The organism is Streptomyces sp. NPDC090025, from assembly GCF_044748125.1.
GTDB lineage: Bacteria > Actinomycetota > Actinomycetes > Streptomycetales > Streptomycetaceae > Streptomyces.
The window spans coordinates 270,728-292,769 of the sequence record NZ_JBIVFL010000008.1 but is presented as its reverse complement, the minus strand read 5'-3'; the positions used below and the strand labels follow the sequence as shown (position 1 = coordinate 292,769).

Annotated in this window: 7 protein-coding genes (1 of these 7 only partly in view); all 7 read left to right on the top strand. The window is 73.8% G+C overall.

What is annotated here, in order from left to right; translation table 11 throughout:
- Positions 1 to 46: 46 nt before the first annotated feature.
- Complete coding sequence (locus ACIPXM_RS20660) at positions 47 to 391, top strand: WXG100 family type VII secretion target (RefSeq protein WP_401657345.1); 345 nt, start codon at positions 47 to 49, stop codon at positions 389 to 391.
- 42 nt (positions 392 to 433) lie between these two features.
- Positions 434 to 757, top strand: a complete 324-nt coding sequence (locus ACIPXM_RS20655) for a WXG100 family type VII secretion target (RefSeq protein ID WP_401657343.1) — start codon at positions 434 to 436, stop codon at positions 755 to 757.
- A 29-nt stretch (positions 758 to 786) separates the two neighbouring features.
- Complete coding sequence (locus ACIPXM_RS20650; RefSeq protein ID WP_401657341.1) at positions 787 to 1,260, top strand: type VII secretion system-associated protein; 474 nt, start codon at positions 787 to 789, stop codon at positions 1,258 to 1,260.
- 42 nt (positions 1,261 to 1,302) lie between these two features.
- Positions 1,303 to 4,104, top strand: coding sequence for an AAWKG family protein (locus ACIPXM_RS20645; RefSeq protein ID WP_401657339.1), 2,802 nt, complete (start codon positions 1,303 to 1,305; stop codon positions 4,102 to 4,104).
- Positions 4,101 to 4,613 (top strand): YbaB/EbfC family nucleoid-associated protein, encoded by a 513-nt coding sequence (locus tag ACIPXM_RS20640; RefSeq protein WP_401657337.1) that lies wholly within the window; start codon positions 4,101 to 4,103, stop codon positions 4,611 to 4,613. The genes ACIPXM_RS20645 and ACIPXM_RS20640 overlap by 4 nt, the downstream gene beginning before the upstream one ends.
- 150 nt (positions 4,614 to 4,763) lie before the next feature.
- Complete coding sequence (locus ACIPXM_RS20635; protein ID WP_401657335.1) at positions 4,764 to 5,108, top strand: hypothetical protein; 345 nt, start codon at positions 4,764 to 4,766, stop codon at positions 5,106 to 5,108.
- Positions 5,105 to 22,042, top strand: the 5' portion of a protein-coding gene (locus ACIPXM_RS20630) for a hypothetical protein (protein ID WP_401657333.1). The gene runs 34,713 nt beyond the window's last position; the window shows 16,938 of its 51,651 coding nt (coding positions 1-16,938); its start codon is at positions 5,105 to 5,107; its stop codon lies off the right edge, out of view. Before ACIPXM_RS20635 ends, ACIPXM_RS20630 begins: the two co-directional genes overlap by 4 nt.

Genomic DNA, 22,042 nt, shown 5'->3' with positions numbered 1-22,042 from the left:
AGGCTCACACCCCAGGAGCACGACCCACACGGAAAGGGTGAATCCGATGCCCGACGACATTCCCGGCAGCGGTTACAAAACCACAGTCGAGGCGAACCTCAAGGTCGCCGAGCTGATGCAGAACGCGCACGACGACATCACCCGGATCCGGGGCATCGTCCGCAACTCCGCCAACGACCTGGTGGGACCCGCGGGTTACACCGGCGCCGACGGCAAGGCCTACCAGGACCTGCTGGCCTCGTGGGACGCCGACGTGATGAAGGTCGAGCAGGGCCTGGAGGGCGTCAAGGAGACCATGATCCGCAACTCCGGTCAGCAGCAGAACCAGCAGGACGACCTGACCGGGCGGATCAACCGCTTCCAGAGCGTCATCACCGGCCTCAAGGGCTGATCCCGTACCCCCAACCGCAGACGCAGGACGAAGGAGGACCTCGTGCCCGAGGCCAGTTACGACCACGGATCCATCAACATCAACTACGGCACGACCGACGGCGTGACCGCCCAGCTCCTCAACGCGAGCGAGGCGATCGACACGGTCCTGAACAATCTCCAGGCGGCCATCAGCCAGTGGGCCGACAGCTGTGTCGGTATGGACAAGGCGGCCTTCAACCAGAAGTTCGTCGAGTGGCACGGCTACGTCGACCACGCGGCGCAGGCGGTCGCCGGCAGCGGCAAGCTGCTCAGCGACATCGCCGAGAACTACGGCGCCCTCGACCGCAGCCTGGCCCAGGACTGGGGCAACCTCCAGGTCTACTGACCGTCCCGCCGGACGAAGGGAGCGGCCACGTGCCCACCGACGCGCAGCTCACGAAGCTCGACAGCCCCGCGATCCAGGCGTTCATCAACGGGCCCCTCGCCGAGTTCTTCGCCACGCTCGAAGCTCTGGGCAAGGACTCGGGTACCGACCTCTCGCCGCGCAACATCGCCCGGGGCTACACCAACCCGGACAACTTCACGCTGGTCAAGCCGCTCGCCATCGGCATCATGACGTCCAGCGACAACATGCACGGTCAGTCCTTGAACGGCAACACGCAGGTCTTCACGGAGAGCATCGACAAGATCCTCACCTTCATCCAGAACCTGTCGCAGGAGATCGAGGACACCCTCCTGAAGATGATCGAGGAGTTCCTCAAGAAGCAGGGAGGGACGCTCGACGACATCAAGGCGCAGGAGTTCCTGAACACGATCAAGTCGGCCGGCAGCCCGAAGATCCCGAACACGACAGGGCTGCCCGACGATTCGACCACCACCGGCGCCTGAGCCGTCGGCCCGGAGAGCAACACCGAAGAGCGGAGGGTATTCATGCCTGGGGACGACTGGGCGAACGCGGTCAAGAACCTGACGGGCTATCCGATGCCCGATCGCTCCACGCTCTTCCAGGAGCTCTCCGGGACCGACGGCAAGGTCCCGCTGATGAACGTCTCGGTCGAGACCTACGACAGCGTGACCATCCAGTCCAAGCTGGGGGACAGCGTCGGGCCGAACGTGAACGGCCACTCGTACATGCTCGCGTACTACACGCAGCGCACCATGGGCAGCCTCAACCTCAACAAGATCACCATCGACTTCCTCTGGAACCCGGCCGAGCGCCCGGCGCGCCCGGGCACCCCGCTCGACAACTACATCTTCGGTCCGCTGAACATGCTGAACCGGCTCGTGAACCTGCCCTTCTCCACGCAGGACGGCAACTACGGCGGGCTCGCGGTCGATCCGCAGAACGCCGTGAAGCTGCGGACCTTCTCCGACGTCGCCGGCGCCTACGACCGCTCGTACCTGTACTTCCGCGACCAGGAGGAAGTCCTCAAGCAGTGGGCGGAGTCCCTGGGCCACCCGGACGCCGACATGCGGGGCACGGCGGCCGACGCCTTCGCGGCGCTGATCAGGCGGATGCAGGAGAACTTCAAGGGGTACAAGGAGCAGCTGCGCCCGGAGGGCTTCTCGCCCAAGAACTTCGCCCTGTACCCGGTGTACGGCCAGGGCGCCTCCCTGACCAGGCCGGGCGACTCCCTGATCGGCGCCGCCAACGCGGTGCACCAGGCGGGCTACGAACTGGTCCAGGCCTGGCACAACTGGGCGTCGAACTCCCTGTCCAACCCGATGCAGACGCTGAACAAGCTGGTCTACGACATCGCCATCTGGATCCAGGCGAACAACATCGGCCAGGTGCTGCAGGACATCGGCGTGAACGGCGACAACTACTGGATGGCCCCCGGAGCGAACTTCTGGCAGGACCATCCCACGTACGGGAATCTCACCCAGATCGACGCCTGGACGAGGATCGGCAACGACGCGATCAAGGCCTGGAACGACTTCGGCGACGGCACGCTCGTGCCGAAGGGCACCGAGCAGATGAGCTACGTGAACAACGCCTTCATCTCCGCGACGACCGCCCTCGTCGAGCCGCTCGCCACCCGCAACACCTCGCCGCTCGGCAGCGACAACAAGGGCGGGGGCGGCGACGGCAAGGGCGGCGGCTCCGGGAACCAGAACGTCGACGACATCCTCAACAAGCTGGGCCTCGGCGGCGGCAACGGCGACAACGGCAACGACGGCAAGAACGGCAAAGACGGCGCGGGCGGCGACAACAAGACGAAGATCCCGCCGCCGCCCGACCTCAACAGCCTCGGCGGCGACGGGGACAACGGGGCGAACGGAGCCGACGGGAAGGACGGGAACGGCGGCCTCGGCGACCCCAACCGGTTCCTCGCGAACGTCCCCCCGCCGGGCCTCAACGGCCCGGGAGGCGGGGGTTCCGGCCTGAACACGCCGGACGGCCTCGGGGGCGGCGCCCCCGGCGGCCTCCCCGGCAGCACCGGAGCCGGTGGTCCCGGAGGTACGGGGAACCCCAGGACCCTCGTCAGCCAGCCGCCGCCCGGCCTCGGCCTGCCGGACGCGGTCACGCCCGGTTCCGGTCTGCCCGGTTCCGGCACCCCGGGCTCCACCCCCGGCACCTCCCGGCTCGTACAGCCGGACCTGCCCGAACTCGGCTCCCCCGGTGGGGGACTCCCCGGCGGCAGCGGGCTTCCGGACAGCGGCCTCCCCGGTACCACCAACCCCGACGGCACCACCGGACCCAACGGCACCACCGTCCCCCTCGTGCCCGGCGGGACCCGGGTCGGCATCAAGCCGCCCTCGCTGCAGGACCGGGACCGCGCGGGCGGCCTGCCGACCGCCCTTCCCGACGGCAGCACCCGCACCGTCCTTCCCGACGGCAGCTCCGTCACCACCGACCCCGACGGCACGAAGACGACCCGGCGCCCCGACGGCACCATCCTGACGGAGAAGCCCGACGGCACGAAGGTCACCACGGGGCGCGACGGCACCACCACGACGGAGAAGCCCGACGGCAGCAAGCGGGTGCTGCACCCGGGCGGCATCGTCACCCTCACCTCGCCCGACGGCGAGACCTCGTACCTGGGCCCGGACGGCAAGCCGCTCGGCGACCGCCCGAAGACCGACCTGACCACGCCGCCGCTGCCCTCCCTGAACCCGCCCGGCCTCGACCTCCCCGGGGTGAGCACGGCGTCCGGCTACGACACCTCCGGCGGCGGCGTCACCGGCGGCGGCGGAACCCTGCACAGCGGGGGCGGGAACCCGCTCCAGGCGACCCTGCCCCGTTACGAGGAAGCCGGCTACGACGTGTCCACCGACTTCCCCGACTACGGGGTGAACGCCCTCAGCGGCATCCCCGACCCGTCCCTCGGCGGCACGCCGAACGGCTCCCCGGCCGGGAGCCCGATGATGCCCGGCATGGGCGCCGGCGGGATGGGCGGTATGGGCGGCGCGGGCGGCATGGGCGCCGGCGGCGCCGGCGACCGGATCCGCGAGTACGCGGGCGACCCGGCCGGCTCGCCGAACCGGATGGCCCAGGCCCCCGGCACCACCGGATCCGGCGGCACACCCCCGTACATGCCGCCGGCCGGCGGGCAGGGCGGCAACGGCCAGCAGACCCAGAGCTCCGACCGGGAGCGGGCCAACTGGCTCGCCGAGGAGGAGGACGTCTGGGGCACCGAGGACGACGTCAACCCGGCGGTCCTCGGCCGTGCCGAGCCCGGCACGGGCAACGGGGCGAAGAACGCCTTCATGACGGGAGAGAGCCGATGAGCACGTCGAAGCATTCGATCGAGGAACGCCTCGCCATGGCCATCGCGGACCTGGACGCCTCGGAACGCGCCGCGGCGCAGGCCCAGGAGCAGGTACGCGGCATCAGGCTCTCGGCCGTCTCCAAGGACCGCAGCGTCGAGGTGACCGTCGCGGGCACCGGTGAGATGGCGGGCATCCGCTTCCTGGAGAGCAAGTACCGGACCATGGCGGCCCCGCAGCTCGCGGCCTCCGTGATGGAGGCCTTCGACAGCGCCCGGGCCCTCGTCTCCCGGGACGTGACCGAGCTGGTCAAGCCGCTCACCGACAGCGTGAACGCCCTCGGCGCCATGGCCGGGATGCCCACGCTGCCGGGCATCCCCGGCAGCCAGGCCGACTGGGGCGCGCTCATCGGCCAGTTCCTCGGCCCGGCCGCCCCGCCGGAGCCCGAGCGCCAGGCCGACGGCCAGAGCGGCCGGCGCCGCAAGGGCCGCGCCCTGTACGACGAGGTCGACGCGGACCCGAACGACTGAGCCGGCCGGACGCCGCCGCCAGGGCCCCGGAGATCCGTGACGTACGTCAACTGACTCAAGCGCCGCCGGATCTCCGGGCGCAGAATTCCCCCAGCACCGCACCACCACCGCCGCACGCCGTGGGCGTAGCAGATTCCCGGGAGCAAGGACATGGCCTCGAAGTTCGAAGCGTCGGCCGACGACGTCATCGCCGCGTCCAACGTGCTCCGCGACTTCACGACCAACATCAGGAACATGCTGCAGCGGTACCGGGACGGGGTGGACGCGACCGACGCCTGGCCCGGCGAGGGCGACGACGAGTTCGCGAAGGTGCAGCGGCCGATCTACCTGGAGCAGACCCAGAAGATCCAGGCCGCGCTGGACGGCTTCACGGAGGTCTTCCTCGCACTCGCCGACGGCACGGTGAAGAACGCCAACGAGTACATCAACCGGCAGGAAGACGTCCTCTCCTCCATCCGGCAGGAACACAACGGGCAGTCGGGCCCCCGCGGATGAGCCCCGCGATCGACCCGGGAACCGGCCCGTGGCCGGAGTGGGCCGTCGTGCTGTGCAAGATCCTCATCGGTGAGACGCCGCCGAGCGGCATCCCGCAGATGGCCCAGGACGCCGGGCAGGTGCACGAGCGGCTCGCCCGCGATCTCGACGTCATGATGCAGATGGCGCGGGACGTCACCCTGAAGATCGGTGACGGGATGCCGGAGGAGGCCCGCAAGCAGTTCGACGAGACCGTCACCAGCTTCACCTCCGGCCGGGGCCGGACCTATCTGGACCAGTTCCAGCAGCAGTTGCGTGACGTACGGGTCGATCTGGACCAGAAGTCCCGTGATCTGTACGAGAGCTACTGGCAGATCATGGCCGCCCTGCTCCAGATGCTGGCGCTGCTCGCCTGGGTGGCGTTCCTCGCCGCGTTCGGCTTCGGCGGCCTGGGCGGCCTCCAGGGCGCCATCCTGAACCGTGCCCGGGTCACCGTCCTGGCCGCGATCATGCAGCTGATGCAGCGGATCAAGGTGCTGCCCGGAGTGTTCGAGGCGGTCGAGGAGGCGCTGCTCGCGTTCGCCGTCCAGCTCGCCAACATGGCCTTCGGCAACAAGAACTTCCGGCGCCAGGCCCTCGACTTCACGTCGATCGCCAAGGACGGCCTCTTCGGCTTCTTCGCGGGCGGGATCGGCGAGGTCTTCGGGCATGTGTTCAAGGGCGGCAAGGACTTCCTGACCAAGGTGGGCCGGAACGACAGGGATTTCGGCGACACCTGGGTGAACCCGCCGAACTGGAACCGGTTCACCAAGGAGACCTTCGGCAACGTCAACGACTTCGCGTCCGAAGGCTTCGGAGAGGGCCTCGCCGCCGGAGTGATGGCCGCCATCTTCGGCGGCCCCGGCTTCACCTGGTCCACCGTGCTCTCCGCCGGCGGCAGTTCCGTCGTCGAGCGGAACCTGGAGCAGGGCGTGGAGGGCGCGGCCCACTGGTTCAACAGGACCTGGGTGAACCCCCCGGGCGGGGTGAACAGCGGTTCCGGCGTCTGGCCGCCCCGCGGTGCCGACCGGACCGGCGATACGAACCCGACCGGTGGCGGCGGCACGGACCGGGACCCCGGCCGCGACGACCCGGGCACGCGCTCCGGGTCCGGCTCCGGCGGGACGCGCCGGCCGCCCCTCACGATCTCGTACCCCGACGGCGACAACGGCACGGGCCCGGGAAGCCCGGACCGGAACGGCGGCGGCGTCCGGGACGGCAACGGCGACCCGGGCACCAGGCCCGGCACCGTCACGCTCGGCGACCCCGGCACCCCCGCGAACGGGAGCCGGAACGGGAACGGCGACCCCGGCACCCCCGTGTACGGGAGCGGCGACGACAACCGTGGCGCGAACGGGACACCGAACGGAACGCCGGACGGCGGCGGGACCGGTCCCGGCATCCCGTCCCTCCTGTCCACCGACGTCCAGGGAGTACCCGACCCGTCCGCGTACCGACAGGGCGGTGACGCCGTCCCGGTGCCACCCGCCACCGTCCAGGACGGCCTGCGCGGCTCCACCGGCCAGGGGATGGGTCAACTCCCTTCCCAGCCACAGCAGTTCAGGTCCGACGCGATCGGCACCCCCGGGGGTACGACCACTCCCGCGGCGCAGGACGACCGCTCGGTCCCGGCGGGCCGCCCCGGACCGCAGCCCGTCGGGACCCCGCCGCCGCGGATGCCCGAGCCCACCGTCGGCGGCGACCCCGTGGACACGCCCGGCATCGCTCCCGGGACCACGCCCGGACCGGTCGCCATGCCGGAGCCCGACTACTTCCCCACCGGCGACCTCGACGTCGAGCTCCTGGACGCCCCGTCCGGGAACACCGGCACGCCCTTCCCCGGGACGCCCACGGCTGACGACACCACCGCCGGACCTTCCCTCCCCACCGTCACGACCGAGACCGTCCCCGGCACCACCACGACCGAGACCGTCCCCGGCGGCATCAGCGGTATCAGCGGCATCGACACCGGCACCGGCGCGACCGGTGTCGAGACACCCGGTCCCGCGCAAGAGGTTCCGGGCCAGCGCGAACTGACCGTCCGCCAGCAGGACGTGCTGATCGGGCAGGGCATGATCCCGCGCGTCTCCGCACCCGGTCAGGACAGCCTCGTCCTCGCGCTCGGCGCCGCCGCGCCCGATGTCGTCACCGGAACGCCGGGTGACATCCGGGCCCGACTGTCCGATGCCCTCGTGGCAGAGCTGGACGCGCCCGCCGACACCGGCAACCGCCCGCTCTGGGACGGCATCGACGCCCAGGCGCAGGCAGCGGTCGCCGAGGACCGCACGGCGGACCGGCTGCGGCAGGGGGAGACCCTGTCGTGGCGGGAGGTCTTCGCACAGGAGCTCGGGCGGGTCCACGACGCCTGGGGCGACGACGAACGGCGCTCGCTGGCGGAGGCCATGCGCACGTACACCACCGCGTCCGACGCCACGGACGACGTGCTGCCCCTGGTGGCCGGGCAGGTGTACGGACTGACCGTCAGCGTCGTCCAGCCGAACGGCGGCACCATCCTCGTGGGCGCCCAGGACGGGCATCCGGTGACGCTCGCCAGGCTGCCCAGGCCCACCGGCCGGGGCCGGAAGCGCGGGAGTGACCAAGACCGCGACCGGTGGCTCGGCGCTGCGGGCCCCGACACCGTGCCGGCGCCCCGCTCCACCGTCGAGCGGCTGTCCGACGAGGAGTTCCAGCGACACTGGGCGACACTCCCGACCGACACCCCGGGGTTCGTGCTGGCCCTCGAAGGGGCCCGGCGCGTGCTGGCCGAGCTCGGCCGGGACGCCGGCCCGCTCACCTCCACCCCGTACGCCCTGCTCAGCGCCGACGACAGGGCGTGGCGCCGCCTCGCCGTCCTGTTCTTCGAGGACCGGGGCCTGGCGGGACGCGAGGAGGAGGCGCGCGCCCACGCCCTCGACCTGCTCGGAGAGCCCGGTTCCGTACCCGGGTCCGCGCCCGCCCGCCCGGAGACGGAGTCCTCCGCGGCGCCCGGGAGAGCGGAGGGCCCCACCACGTCCAAGGTGTCCACGGTGTCCACGGTGTCCACGACGGGTCCGGACACCGCCACCGTCGTCGAGGACGAGCGGGACGACGTCGAGTCCGACGGCCGGCCCACCGCGCGCTCCGTCCAGCGCCGCTGGGACAAACTCAAGGCGGACACACCGGAGTTCGCGGCGGCGGCCGCCACCGCGCGGGCGCTGCTGGCCGATGTGGGCGCGGTCACCGACCCGCTCGCCGTCACCCCGTTCGCCGAGCTCGGGCGGGCGGACCAGGCGGCCCGCCGTCTCACCGCGATGTTCCTCGCAGACCCCGGTCTCCGTACCGACCCCACCCGACAGGGCGAAGCGCAGGCCTGGGCGTACCAGTTGCTCGACGATCCGCTGTTCCCGGTGCCGCGCCGGGACCGGACGGCAGACGGCTCCCTGGCGTACCGGGACGCCGGCGGCGACACCGTCTCCCCGACCGTCCGCTCCGCCCCGTCCGTCGTCTCCACGCTCTCCTCCGACGAGGGCTGGCAGCGGCACGACGACGACGAGGAGTCGGAGTCGGATACGGAGTCCGATACGGAGTCGGTCACGGACAGCGGCATCTCCGACGCGGAGTACGCGGAAGGGCTCGCCGCGGCGGGGACGAACCCGGCCCGCCAGGGACGTCCCGGCCGCTCGCCCGAGCTGGTCGCGGTCGTCTCCCGGCACCTGCGGACCGGCCGGGCACGCGTCGCCCGACTGCTCCGGTACGCGTGGTTCGACGTCAAGGCCACGGACCGGCTGCGCCGGGAGATCGGGCTGCGCAGGAGCACCGACATCCTCGTCCTCGCCGAGCACATCGGGCGCGTCCCCGACGACCTGCCGCGGGTCGCCGCCGACCTGGGGCTCACTCCGAAGGACCTGTTCACGATCGCCCGCCGGCTCGGCGCCGACCCGCGGCACGTGGCCGCCGTGCTCGGCCCGGCACTGCGGGACCGCGAGGCCGTCGACCCCCGCGATCTCATACTCCTCGCCCGCTGGAGCCCGGCCGACCGCGACTCCCGCGCCCAGCAGATCGCCGACGCCCGGCGCAGGGCGGGCTGGCTCATGGCGGTCGCCGCCCACCACCAGGTCGGCTGGCGGGAACTCACCGACCCCGATCGCGGACTCGCCCGCTACCTGGACGTGGAGGCCTCGCACGTACCCGGGCCGACCCGGGCCGACCACCCCGCCCTGACGGAGCTGGTGGAGGACTGGCGCGCCGAGCCGCGCTTCGAACCGAGGCGCGACGAGGCCGCGGAGCGGACGGCGCGGGCCACCCGCCAGGCCGGCCGGGTGGTGAGGGACCTCCTCGACACCCGGGGCGTCGACGTCACCCCGGCGCGGCGGCTCGTGCTCACCGAGACCGCGGCGGCCCGACTCCTGCGCGATCCGGCCGACTCGGCGGGGGCCAGGACGGCCGCCGCGCGGGTCCTCGACGCGGCGGACGCCGCGACCGAGGCCGCCCTGCGCCGCTCCGCCGCGCCCTTCGACCCGGTCGCGTTCGACACCTTGTGGGAGAGCGTCCGGCGCGAGGCCGTCGGCGGGGAACTGGCCGGGGCGCTGGCCGCCGCGCGCGGCACGGTCGGCCGGCTGCGTCGGCTCCCCACGTCGTTCGACCGGGACTCCGCGCCGTACACCCGGCTCACGCCCGAGGACCAGGTCGTACGCCGCGTGGCGCACCACATCTACGTGTGGCCCGGCGACACCGTCGGCGCCCAAACCCTGGCGGAGCACCTGGTCGGCGACCTGCCGAAGGAGATCCCGAACCCGCTCCGCCGCATCGGCGGAGCCCCGTCGAAGGGCAAGAAGAAGAAGCGGAACCCGGCCCAGAACCAGAACCCCCAGGACCGGAACGCCCCGACCCAGGACCCCCGAGGAGAGGCCTCGGCATCGGCCTCCGCCGCGACTCCCGACCCCACTTCCCCCCCGCCGTCCGGCCCGACCCCGGCCCCCGCCGCCCCGTTCCCGCGGATCACCGCCGAGGAGGCCCGGCGGTTCGCCGAGCGGGCCGTCACGCGCTGGACGGAGGAGCATCCGCCGACCGGCGACGAGGCCGGTGCCCTCCGGCGTCCCGTCGACGTGTTCGGCATCGCCGCCGCCCCCGAGCGGGCGATCACGCACGTCACCCGCCTGCTGCGGGCCCGGTCCGCGGTCGTCCCGCAGGAGGTGGGCGTCGAGACCGCCGACCTCCTCGTCGCCCTGCTGAGCACGGGGACGGCGGACGTCTCCGAGCCGACCCTGCGGGAGCTCGTCCGCCACCCGGAGGTGCTGGCGGCGGCCGCCGACTCCGGCCCGGCCGCCACCATGCTGATCTCCTTCCCGGACCTGGCGGAGCGGCTGTCGACCCGTCCCAAGCTCCTCGCCCACCTCACCGACGCGCAGGCCCCCGACGCCCCCCGCCACCTCGTCGAGGACCCGGCGGCGACCCGGCGGCTGCTGGCCGGTCCGGCCGTGCTCGACCTGCTGGAGACCGACGACGCCGTCCGCCGCCGCGTCGTGGACAACCTGTTCGTCGTGCCGGCCTTCGAGGGCCGGCTCGACATCCTGCGCGAGCTGGTCTCGGACACCAGGTCGACACCGCTGGCCGTCGCGCGGTCGGCACCGGCGTTCGGCGACTACCTGAAGACGCTGGACGACGACCTGCGACACGTGGTCCTCGCGGACATCGACGACAACATCGACCTGGTCGGCGCCATGCTCGACCACCGTGAGAACCTGCCGGACGCCGCCGCCTTCGGGACCCTCCTCGGCAATGTCGACCTCCTCAAGGAGCTGCGCGTCTTCCCGCGACAGAGCAAGACGGTCCTGGCGATCCCGGGCCTGCTCGACGCGGCGGCCGACGCCCCCGAACTCATCGGCACGCTGGACTCGAACCCTGACCTGTCCGACGTGCTGGTCGACAACCCGGCCCTGGCGATCACCCTGGCCCACTCGCCGCGGCTGCTCGAAGCGGCGTACGCGAACCCGCACCTGACAGAGGTGCTGTCAGCGGACCCGGCGGCCTTCGACAGCCTGCTGGACGACCCGGTGGGGCTGGAGGAGGCGCTGCGGGCGCGGGGCGCGTACCAGTGGCCGACGGCGGGCCGGGTCGGGGCGAACGCCGGGCCGATGCCCCGGGTGCTGGCCCACCCGCTGGCCCTCGCCGCCTACCCGACGCCGCGCGACCTCGTCGACCGGCTGGCGCGGGAGGGCGACTTCACCAGGGTGCTCGCCGACAACATGGGGGCCCTGCGCTATCCGCACGAGCTGCGCAGGCTGCTCGGCGACGCCTCCGCCGGCCTGCGTGCCGCCGTCGTGGCGGACCCGGACTTCCCGTTCGCCCTGACCGTGCGCGCCGCCGTCCGGCACGAGGCCCTGCGCGACGTGCTGCGGGACGACACGACCATGAGGCTGGCCGTGCGGCGGCTGGTCGTCGCCGGCCCGCGGACCGTCGACGTGCTCCGCGAGAACCCCGGCCTCGGCTACCTCTTCGCGGGCGGCGACGGGGTGGAGGGCGCGCTCGCCATGGCCCCGAACTCCCCGGCATGGGACGAGGCGCTGATCAACGCGCAGGTGCTCGCCGCGCTCGCCAAGGACCTGGACGCGGGCCGGCTCCTCGGGAAGCCCGACGCCCTCGCGCCGCTGCTGGCCGAGCACGGCGCCCTGCTGAGGCTGGTGCGGACCTTCCGGCACGTCGCCGTCGCGATGATCGCGAACCCGGAGACCCTGGCCGTCGCCCATGCGCACGGTGACGTCTTCCACGCCATGGCGGACGCCGCCGCGAGCGTGCGCCCGGACGAGAAGGCCGTCGGTGTCGACGTCTGGGAGCGCTTCCTGACCGACGGGGAACTGCTGGCGGCCCTCGGCGCCGACGAGACCGAGACCGTCTCGCGGGCGTTCGGAGCGGCGCCCGAACTGCTGGTCTCGGCCATGCGACGGGCCGCCTTCCGCGACGCCTTCATCGCCGACCCCCAACGATTCGTCCGGCACGACGACGACCGCGCGGCGCTCGGCGCCGAGATCGAGGGCACCGGGGAGTACACGTACACGGAGGAGGGCTGGGAGCTCGGTCCCGAGCAGCGCGAGGTGCTGAACCTCGTGCTCGCCCCGGCCGAGGAGGCCCTGGCGGAAACACACCGGAACTGGCCGGCCGACGAATGGCCCGAAAAGCACGCCCACTTGACCGACCGCATCGAGCGGGCCGCCCTCGCCTTCGCGGAGGTTCCCGGACTGCGCGAGGCCGCCGCGGAGAGCCTGTCGATCCGCATGATGCTGATGTCCCACCCCGAGTTCACCTCGACGCTGCGGATCCGGCCGGGCCTGCTGCCCCTGGTCCGCGCCGACGTCGACGTACGCAGGACCCTGGAGAACCACCCGGACTTCACGGCGGCCCTCGCGACCAACCCCCGGATGTACGAGGCGTACCTGCACGACCGGAACGTGCGCGAGCACGTGCACCGGGACGAGGCGGCCCGGCCGGGCGTGATCGGGAACCGGCACATGTGGCGGGCCGGGAGGGCGGACGAGGCCGCCCGCCGTGTCAACCACATCATGGCCCTCGTCGAGGACTCCATCCACGTGCTGGGCGCCAGCGAGCCGCTCGCCGAAGCCGCGTTCGACCTGCCCGGGGCGTCCGGGTTGCTCACCCGCGCGAACGAGGTGTTCGACCGGCTGCTCGCCCTCCTCCACGACGGTCTGGCGGAACCGGTGGCACAGCTGGGCACCGAGGGACCGGACCCGGTGGCACGGCTGGACACCGTGGTCAGGGCCGTGCTGACGCTCGGCGTCGACTCGCTCGGGGCGGCCGTCGACGACCCGAGCATCGTCACCGCCCTGTCGGCCGCGCCCACCGTGGCCGCGGCGTTGGGGGACCAGCCGGGGGTCCTGCCCTCGGCCGAGTCCTTCCGCAGGGTGCTGACCGATCTGACGCTGCTGGCCTCCCTGGAACTCGACGAGCGGACGACCCGCCAGGTCCTGGGCCGTACGGAGCTGGCCCGGGCCGCCGTCGACCACCCGCCGCTGATCTTCGCCCTGGTGGAACTGCCGGCCCTCGCGGAGCTGATCGACCACAACCCGGACGTCGTGGCGCTGCTCGCGGCGCACCCGGGCCTGCTCGACGCCCTCCGCACCCACCCGTCGGCCGTGCCCACGCTGCGCGGCCGGCCGGACCTGGTCGCCGCGCTGCTGGCGGCCCCCGCACTGGTCACCGAGATGACCGCCCGGCCCGCGCTCTGGGACCTGCTGCGTACCGTTCGCGCGCTGGTGCGGGACGCCGCGGAGCAGGCGGAGACCTGGCGGACGCTCGTGACGCAACCCGGCCTGGTGCGGGCCCTGACCGACGCCCCGCGCCGCCTGGGCCGGTTCGACCGCAGGCCGGCGCTCTGGCGGACGCTGACGGCCACCGGGACCGAGCTCACCACCGGGCAGGCCCACGACCTCCTCGCGTCCGACGGCCTCATGGCGGTCCTCGACGCCGATCCGGCCCTGGCCGCACTCGTCCTCGGCGACGCCACGCTCCTGGCGGACGCCCTCGGCGCACCCGGGTTCACCGCCGCGCTCCAGGAGCTCAGCACCCGGCGCGAGGACATCGGGCAGCTGGTCGCACGGGGCGCGGACGCCTTGCGGGAGCGGATCACCGCCCGGCTCGCGGCCGCCCCCCGTCCGACGAACGGGGCGGACGACGCCCCGGCGGCCCAGGACACGGCGGCCTTCCCGGCTCCGACCGGGCCGACGACCGGAGCCGCGGCCGATCGGACACCCGTGCGGGAGGCATCTGATCAGACACCCGGTCAGGCCGCCGAGGCCGGGCAGGACGAGGAGATCACGCGGTGGATCGAGGAGCACCCCGAGGCCGCGGCCGCCCTCACCGAGCACCCGGAACTCCGCGCCCTGCTCTTCTCCTCGCACGGACTGTTCGACGCGGTGCGCCGGCAGCCCGCGACCCTGACCTCGTACGCGCTGGCCACGTTCGCCGGGTCGGAGAGCCTGTCCTGGGACTTCGAGGCCGACTTCCGGGCGTACCAGGACGCGCTCGACCTGATGCCGACCGGCCCCGAGGGACACCGGGCCGTGAAGGACGCGGCTCAGCTGGCCTGGCGGCGCCTCGCGTCCGCCCGGCGGGAGGCCGAGGCCGCGCGGCTCTCGGAGGTGCGTGCCCGGCTCGACGGGTTCTCCCCGGTGGACCCGTCGACGTGGACGTACAGCGAGCGGGTGGTGTACGGACACCGCAAGGGCGCCGAGTACTTCGCGGACTTCGAGGGGGAGCTCGCGGCCGTCGCGGGCGGCTCGGGTGGGCGCGAGGGCGCGGTGGCGCTGCACACGGCCCTGGACGCACACGGCCTCGGCGGCTTGGGCGGCGTCTCGTTCAGCTACGTCCTCAACCCCGAGGACGGCGGGGTCGACGCGCTCGTCTACGCCCGCAGCACCCGGCGCAACCGGAACACCTACCGGTGGGACGGGCACGGGGGCACCCCTCTGCGGGGCCCGCTGCCGGTCACACAGGCCGAGGATCTGGCCGCCTTCCAGGCCTCGGTACGCCTCGTCGAGACACTGCGGGCGCCGGACGCCGTCACGACCGTGGTGGAGGGCCTGCGGCGGGTCCCGGCCGACGACGTGGCCGAGACCGCCCCCGTGCCGGATCCTCGGCCGCCCGTCGCCGAGGCCCCGGCCAAGAAGCGAAAGGGCAGGAAGAAGCGCACCCAGGCCGCTCAGCCCACCGATCCGGTCCCCACCGGCTCCGGAACGCCCCAGGACACCGCCCCGATACCGGCCGGCCCGGCGCCGACGTCGGTCCCGGTCCCGGAAACGACCAACGCCCCGGCCTCTGACATCGACCCCGGCCCCGGCCCGGTCACCACGGAGCCGGCGCCCGCGCGGGCGGGGACGGTCCCGGCGCGGCCCGGGACCGTGCCGGGCACCCCCGGTGCGGGCCGGACCACCCGACCGTTCCTCCTGCCCGCGGCGCGATCGGTCGCCGAGCGGGCCCTCACGCGCTGGACCGAGGAGCACCCGCCGGAGGAGCCCCTGAACGATTCGGCCGTCGAGGCGATCGTCGGAGGTGTCGCCCGCTTCCTCGTCGCCCACTCCGCCGACATCCCCGCCACCCTGGACATCGAGGTGGCGGACTATCTGGTCGCCCTGCGGAGCGGCACGGCCCGCGAACCGTCCCGGGAGGCCCTGCGGGCGCTCGTACGGCACCCCGAGGTGCTGGTGGCCGCGTCCGAATCGCTGACGGGGGCCCTGCTCGTGGCCGCCCAGCCCGCGCTGCCCGAGCGGCTGGCGACCCGCCCCAACCTGCGCGCCCTGCTCGCGGACCGGTCCCGCCAGGCCTTCGCCCGGCAGCTGGGCCAGTGGCCGGACGCGGCGGCGGCCGTCCTGTCCAGCCCGGAGCTCCTGGACGCCATGGAGGAGGACGACACCTTCCGGGACCGGGTGATCAGGGAGCTCCCGCTGACCGGCCACTTCCCCGGACGCACGGACATCCTGCGCGACCTGCTCCGGGACAGGACCTCGGCCGGTCTCGTCCTCAGCCGGGAGAGCGCGGCGTTCCGGACGTTCCTGAAGGGGCTGGACGCCACCTCTCGCAACCGGGTCCTGGTGGCGCTCGACGGCAACATCGACCTGACGATGGCGCTCCTCACGTACGAGCGGTTCCTGTCGCAGGACACGTACGCCACGCTCTTCGCCGACGCCGCGCTGCTGGAGGCGCTGCGCAGGAGCCCGTGGCAGACCAGAACGGTGTTCGCGATCCCCGGGATGCCGGCCGCGGCGGCCGCGAATCCCGGCATCGTACGGACGATGGACCGGAACCCCGATCTGTCCGACGTGCTGATCGAGAGCCCGCGACTGGCGCTGGAACTGGCCGGCGCGCCCGACCTGCTCGACACGGCGTACGGGAACCGGGACCTGGTGGACGTCCTGTCGGCCGATCCGCACACCTTCGACGCGCTCCTCGGCCGGTCCGGGGAACTGCGGACGGCGTTGGCGCAGGCCACGCACCAGGGGCCCGGGAACGCGCCCGCCCCGGTGGCGCGGACGGCCCCGCCGCTGACCCGGCTGTGGGCGGAGCCGCTGGTCCGCGGGGTCTTCCCCGACCAGCGGGCCATGATCGGCACGATGATGCGCGAAGGGGCCTTCACCCGGGTGCTCGCCGACCGCATCGGCGAGCTGAGCCGTCCGCACGAACTGCGCAGGCTGCTCGCCGACCACGCCCGGCCGCTGCGCGAGGCGATGGCCGCCGACGAGTCCTTCGCGGCCGACCCGCTCCTGCGGATGACGCTCCTGCACCCCGCGATGCTCAGGGCGATGGTGGACCGTCCGGCGGAGCGGGAGAAGGCCGTCCGGTTCTTCGCGGAGCTGCCGTTCGAGGCCCGGTACACCATCAGCAGCCCGGGGCTCGCGTTCCTCCTGGCCTTCCGCGCGGACGAGCGGCTGCCGCGGGCATCCCGTATCGCATCGCTCTGGGAACACGCGCGGGAGGACGCCTATCTGCTCGCGGCGGTCCACAAGGAGCAGGACCTCGTCTACGCGGCGCATGTCAACCGGCAGGTCGTGCCCGCGCTCATGGAGGACGACGGCGCGCTCGCCCACCTGACCCGGCAGTTCCGCGGCGTCGCGAGCGCACTGCGGGACGAACCGTCCGTCCTGATCAGCGCCGCCGGCCTTGGCGACACCCTGCACATCCTGGCGGCGGCCGGAGCGGAGGCCCGCCAGGACGGCTCGCAGGTGACCTCGCGGGACTGGGCCCGCCTCCTGGGCGACGAGAACCTGCTGGAGGCCCTCGCGGACGAGGAGTACATCGGCCTGGTGCGGGCGTTCGGCACCGATCCCGGGCTGCTGGCCGAGGCGATGCGGCGGCCCGCCTTCAGCGGGGCGTTCATCGAGGACCCCGAGCGCTTCGCCACGCTCGTCCCCGGGACGTCCGACAGCCCCGGCCCGGCCGGCCGGGCCGCCGGTGATCCCTTCGCCGCGCTGCGCGCCGAGATCGAATCCGTCGGGCCGCCCGGATTCACCGAGGAGGGCTGGGAGGTCGACCCGGACCTGCGGCAGTTCCACGACCTCGTCCTCCACCCCTTCGACGCGGGCCGGGCCGCTCTCGACGAGGCGCCCGCCGACGAGGACGCGGAGCCGGAGCGCGCCCAGTACCTGGACAACCTGGCGGAGACCCATCTCGCCTACGAGTCCGTCCCGGACCTGCGGCGGGCCGCCGCCGACAGCCCGTCGATCCGGCGCCTCCTCATGGAGAACCCGGCGTTCGCGCCGCTGCTGCGCCGACGCCCCGAACTGCTGCCGCTCGTCGTGCGCGAGGTACGCACCCGCGAACTGCTCAGCGACGTCGACTTCACCCGGGCCCTCGCCGCCGACGGGAAGCTGTCCGCCGCCTTCCTCGCCAGCGACTTCCTGCGCGGCATGCTGCTGCAGAACAGCGGCTTCCGGGCGAAGCTACGGGGGAACCGGCACCTCTGGCGCGTGCACGACCGTGCGGACATGGTGTCGCTCATGGCAGCTTTCGGCGATGCCTACCACGTCCTGACCACGAGCGAACCCCTCGCCGAGGCCGTCCTCGATCGCCCCGACGTCCTCCGGGTCCTCCAGGGGGCGCCCGGCCTCTTCCGGCAACTGGCCGCGCTCACTCCCCAGGGCACCCCGGAGGAGACCGAACGGCTCGACGTGACCGTCCGGGCCCTGCTGACCGTCGGACCCGACTCGCTGGCCAAGGCCGTCGAGCAACCCGGCCTCACCGACATCCTGGTGAGCGCCCCCGTGGTCGCCCAGGCGCTGGGCGACCACCCGGGCGTGCTGCCGACCGGTGACCACTTCCTGCGGCTGCTCCGCAACCGGTCCCTGGTCGCCGCCCTGTCACAGGACGCGGCCGTCGCCCGGCAGATCCTGGGCAGCGGCGAACTCGCGCGTGCCGCGGTCGACCACCCGGAACTCGTCGACGCGGTCCTCGACCTGCCCGGACTGCGCGCACTCCTCGCCCGCAACCCGGACGCGGGCGCGCTGCTCGCCCGGCACCCCGGCCTGATCCCGGCCCTCACCGCCCACCCCGACGCCGTACCCACCCTGCGCGGCCGCCCCGAACTCGTGTCGGCCCTGTTGCTCGACCCCGCCCTGCGCGACCAGCTGACCGCGCGGCCCGCCCTGTGGGACCTGCTCCGCAACCAGCGGATCCTGGTGCGGGTCGCCGCCACGCACGGGGACGCCTGGGCCGCGCTGGTCCGTCTGCCCGGCCTGGCCGAGGCCGTGTCCGCCCGAAGCGGCCCGCTGCGCGGGCTCCTGACGCGTCCCGGACTCCAGCGGGCCCTGCTGGCCACGCCGACGGACCTCACCCGGCAGCGGGCCGACGCACTCCTCGGGAACCCGGCCCTCCTGGGGGTCCTCGAACGGTACGAGCGGGTCGCCGCCGTCGTCCTCGCCGACCCCGGCCTGCTGGACTGCGCCCTGGCCACACCGGAGTTCGCCGACGAGATCCGGGGGCTCGCCGGCACCCACCGGTTCGCGACGCTGCTCGCCGAGGGCCCGGCGGCACTCCACACCGAGGTCGCCGGCCTGGTCGACGCGAAGGCGGCCACTCGCGCGGCCGGCGAAGCCCGCGACACCGCGCCCGCCCCGGAACCGGAGGCAGCCGCCCGCGAGCACGAGGAGATCGCGGACTGGGTCGCGGACGAGCCGGAGGTCCACGAGGCCCTGCAAGCCCAACCGGAGCTGCGCGCACTGCTGTTCCACGCCCCCGGCCTGTTCGAGGCGGTGCGGGACGTGCCGCGGTCCCTGACGCACTACACGTTCGCCGCGTTCGCCGCGTCGACGCCGACGCAGGGCACCTTCGAGGCCGACTTCCAGGAGTACCTGGACTCGCTGGACGCAGAGTTCTCCACCACGGAGGGCTACCAGGCGGTGAAGGACGCGACCCGGGTGACCTGGCGGCGGCTCGCCGAGATCCGCGAGAACGCCGAGGCGGCCCGCGTCTCGGTGATCCGCGAACGGCTGAGCGCCTTCTCGCCGGTGGACCCCGGGACATGGGTCCACAGCGGCGAGGTGGTGTACGGCGACCAGCGGGACGCGAACTGGTTCGCCAGGTTCGCGGGCGACGTGGACCGGGTGGCCCGGGGCACCGACGCCGAGGAGAACCGGATCCGCCTGCACGAACCGCTGCCCGTGCCCGTGGACGTGGACGGCGGTACGGGCGGGATCTCCTTCACGTACGTGCTCAACCCGAGGGACGGCAGGGTCGACGCCTTGGTGTACGGGCGCAGCTCCCGGCGCACCGGCAACGCCTACCGGTGGGACGGGCGCGGCGGTGCCACGACCCCAGGACCGCTGCCCGTCAGCCTCGTGGAGGACATGCCGGAGTTCCGGGCCTCCGAAGACCTCCTGGCCCGGCTGCGCACGGCCGAGGACCTGCCGGACCCGGCGGCCGCCACGCGCGCCGGCACCGGCGCCGGCCGTGACCGGTTCGATCCCGTCGTCCTCGGCGCGCAGTGGGACCGGTTGCTGCGCCTGCCGAGCGGCCTCGAACTGCTGCGACGAGCCACCGCGAAGGCCCGCGGGCTGGTCGGCGAGGTCCGCCGCGTACCCGTGACACCGGACGACGAGGACGTCCCCTTCGACCGGCTGTCGCCCGTGGCGCAGGTCGTGCGCCGCCTGGCGTACTCCATCGCGATCGCGGGGAACGCCGACGCCATCGGGGCCGGGGCCTACCGCGACGAGCTCGTGGCGGCCCTGCCTCCCGCCGTACCGGCCGCGGCCGACGGCGTCCGCGGGTCCAGGACCACCGGGAAGACCCCCGAGCGGCGCGGCACCGCCGACCCGGCCCCGCGGGAAAGCGTTTCCACCGGACCCGGTACGGCCGTCGCCGCCGACCCGACCGCCCCCGAAGACCCCGGGCTTCCCCCCGCGTACGACGCGGCCGTCCCCCGAGACCGCACCCCCCTCTCGCCCGAGAACGCCCGCGAACTCATCGGCGACGCCTACGACCAGTGGCGGGCGTGGAACCAGAACACCGCGCGGGACGAGCCGCAGGACCGCGAGGAGTTGCTCGACGAGGCCGTGCCGGCGCTGCTCGACTACGCCGACGAACTGGCCCGGGCCATGCCGGGATTCGTCGTCGACAGCGGTGTCATCGCGTTCCTCCTCTCCCACCAGCGGCACCCCGACCGCCCCGACAAGCTCCTCCCCGGCACCCTCATCGCGCTCGCCCAGGAACGTGCCGTCATGGACGCCGCCGGCCGCTCCGCCGACCTCGCGATGGCCGTCGACGCCCAACCCTGGCTGATCGCCCTGCTCGCCCAGCACCCCGACCTGCTCGACACGCTCGGCGACCCGGACCTCCAGGACGAGGTCGGGCCCCTGCTGCGCGACCCCGAGGCCGTCAGCCGGATCCTGGGCGACCTGGACGCCCTGGCCGCGCTGGAACGGGACCGGAACCTGCGCCACGTCGTGCTCCGCAACCACGGCAGCGTACGGGCCCTCGGCGGTGACCTCGGGCTGGCCCAGCGCGTCATGGGCCACGACCAACTGTCGCTGGTGGACACCCTCGTGGCGGACCTCCCCCGGCTCGCCGAACTCCTCGTCGCTCTCGACGCCCAGGGCCCGGACGGGAGAGCGGAACTGCTCCGGGTGCTCGGCGCCCTCAGGGACAACCTCGACCTCCAGTACGAGATGTACGACCGGCCGACGGACTTCGCCGACACGGACGAGATCCACCGGCTGCTCACCGACCGGCCACTGCTGTCCGCGATGCGGGCCCACCCGGCGCAGATCAAGACCGTGCTGCGGGTCCCCGGCATGCTGGAGGCGGCCCACCGTGACCCCGGTACGCCGGGCGTCCTCGCCGGCGACCCCGCTCTCTCCGACGTCCTCCTCGACCTGCCGGACCTGGGACGCGCCCTCGCCGCCGACCCCGCCCTCCTGCGGGCCGCGTACGCCAACCCGCGGCTCGCCGCCACGCTCTCCTACCAGCCGCGCGCCCTCGACGACGCGCTCGCCGCGCCCGACCGCGCGACCCTCGCCGCCGCGCTCAGCGCCGCGACCCCGCCCGCCGGGAGCCGCGACGGCACCGCCCTCCCGCCGGACGTCCTCACCGACCTGGCCGACCACCCCGAACTGGCCCGCGTCCTCACCCGCCACCCCGAACTGCTCGCCGCACCCCACGAGTACCGCCGCCTGCTCCACCCCGTGCACGCCAAGGACGCCCGCGACCTGCTCCTGCGCGACCCGGACACCCTGCGCGCCCCCGGCCTCCTCCCGGCGCTGCTCCGGCACCCGTGGGTCCGGCGCCTCGGCCCCCGGTTCCCCCTCCAGCTCGGCACGCTCGCCGAGCGGCTGCGGGCCCGGCCGGACACGGCCGAGACGTACACCCGCAGCGGGGCCTGGACGCTGCGGGCCCTGATCAGCCCGGACTACTACGCCGTCGCGACGGCGACGGACGGATTCGCGGCCGCCAGCGGCCACGACGCCCTGCTGCTGTCGCTCTTCAACCAGCACGACGACCTGATGCGCCTGCTGCACGCGGCGCCCGACGCCCTGGCCGCGCTGCGCGCGGGCGACACCGCGCTCCTCGAACTCGTCGCCCGCTTCCCCCTCGTCGTCAACGCACTGCTCGACACCCCCGCCACCAGGGAAGCCGGCGGCAGGCACGGCCGCGTCCTCAAGGAGATCGCGGCCGCCGCCGCCCGAACCCCCGAGGACGCCCCCACGTCCGACACCCCGACCGCCACCCGCACCGAAGGCCACTGGACCCGCCTGCTGCTCGACACCGAACTCCTCGACGCCCTCGGCACCGAACGCGCCGCGCCGCTGCTGCCGCTCCTCGCCTCCGACGCGACGTTCTTCAACGCCGTCGTGGCACGCCCGGCCGTCGCCGCGATCATCCGGGACACCCCCGAACGCCTCACCGCCCTCGCCGACGACCCCACTGCCCTCCTGGCCGAG

What these genes read in the sequence shown, in the direction of transcription:
- ACIPXM_RS20640 (WP_401657337.1), top strand. Translation starts at nt 4,101, where the DNA reads ATGAGCACGTCGAAGCATTCGATCGAGGAACGCCTCGCCATGGCCATC.
- ACIPXM_RS20635 (WP_401657335.1), top strand. Translation starts at nt 4,764, where the DNA reads ATGGCCTCGAAGTTCGAAGCGTCGGCCGACGACGTCATCGCCGCGTCC.
- ACIPXM_RS20645 (WP_401657339.1), top strand. Translation starts at nt 1,303, where the DNA reads ATGCCTGGGGACGACTGGGCGAACGCGGTCAAGAACCTGACGGGCTAT.
- ACIPXM_RS20660 (WP_401657345.1), top strand. Translation starts at nt 47, where the DNA reads ATGCCCGACGACATTCCCGGCAGCGGTTACAAAACCACAGTCGAGGCG.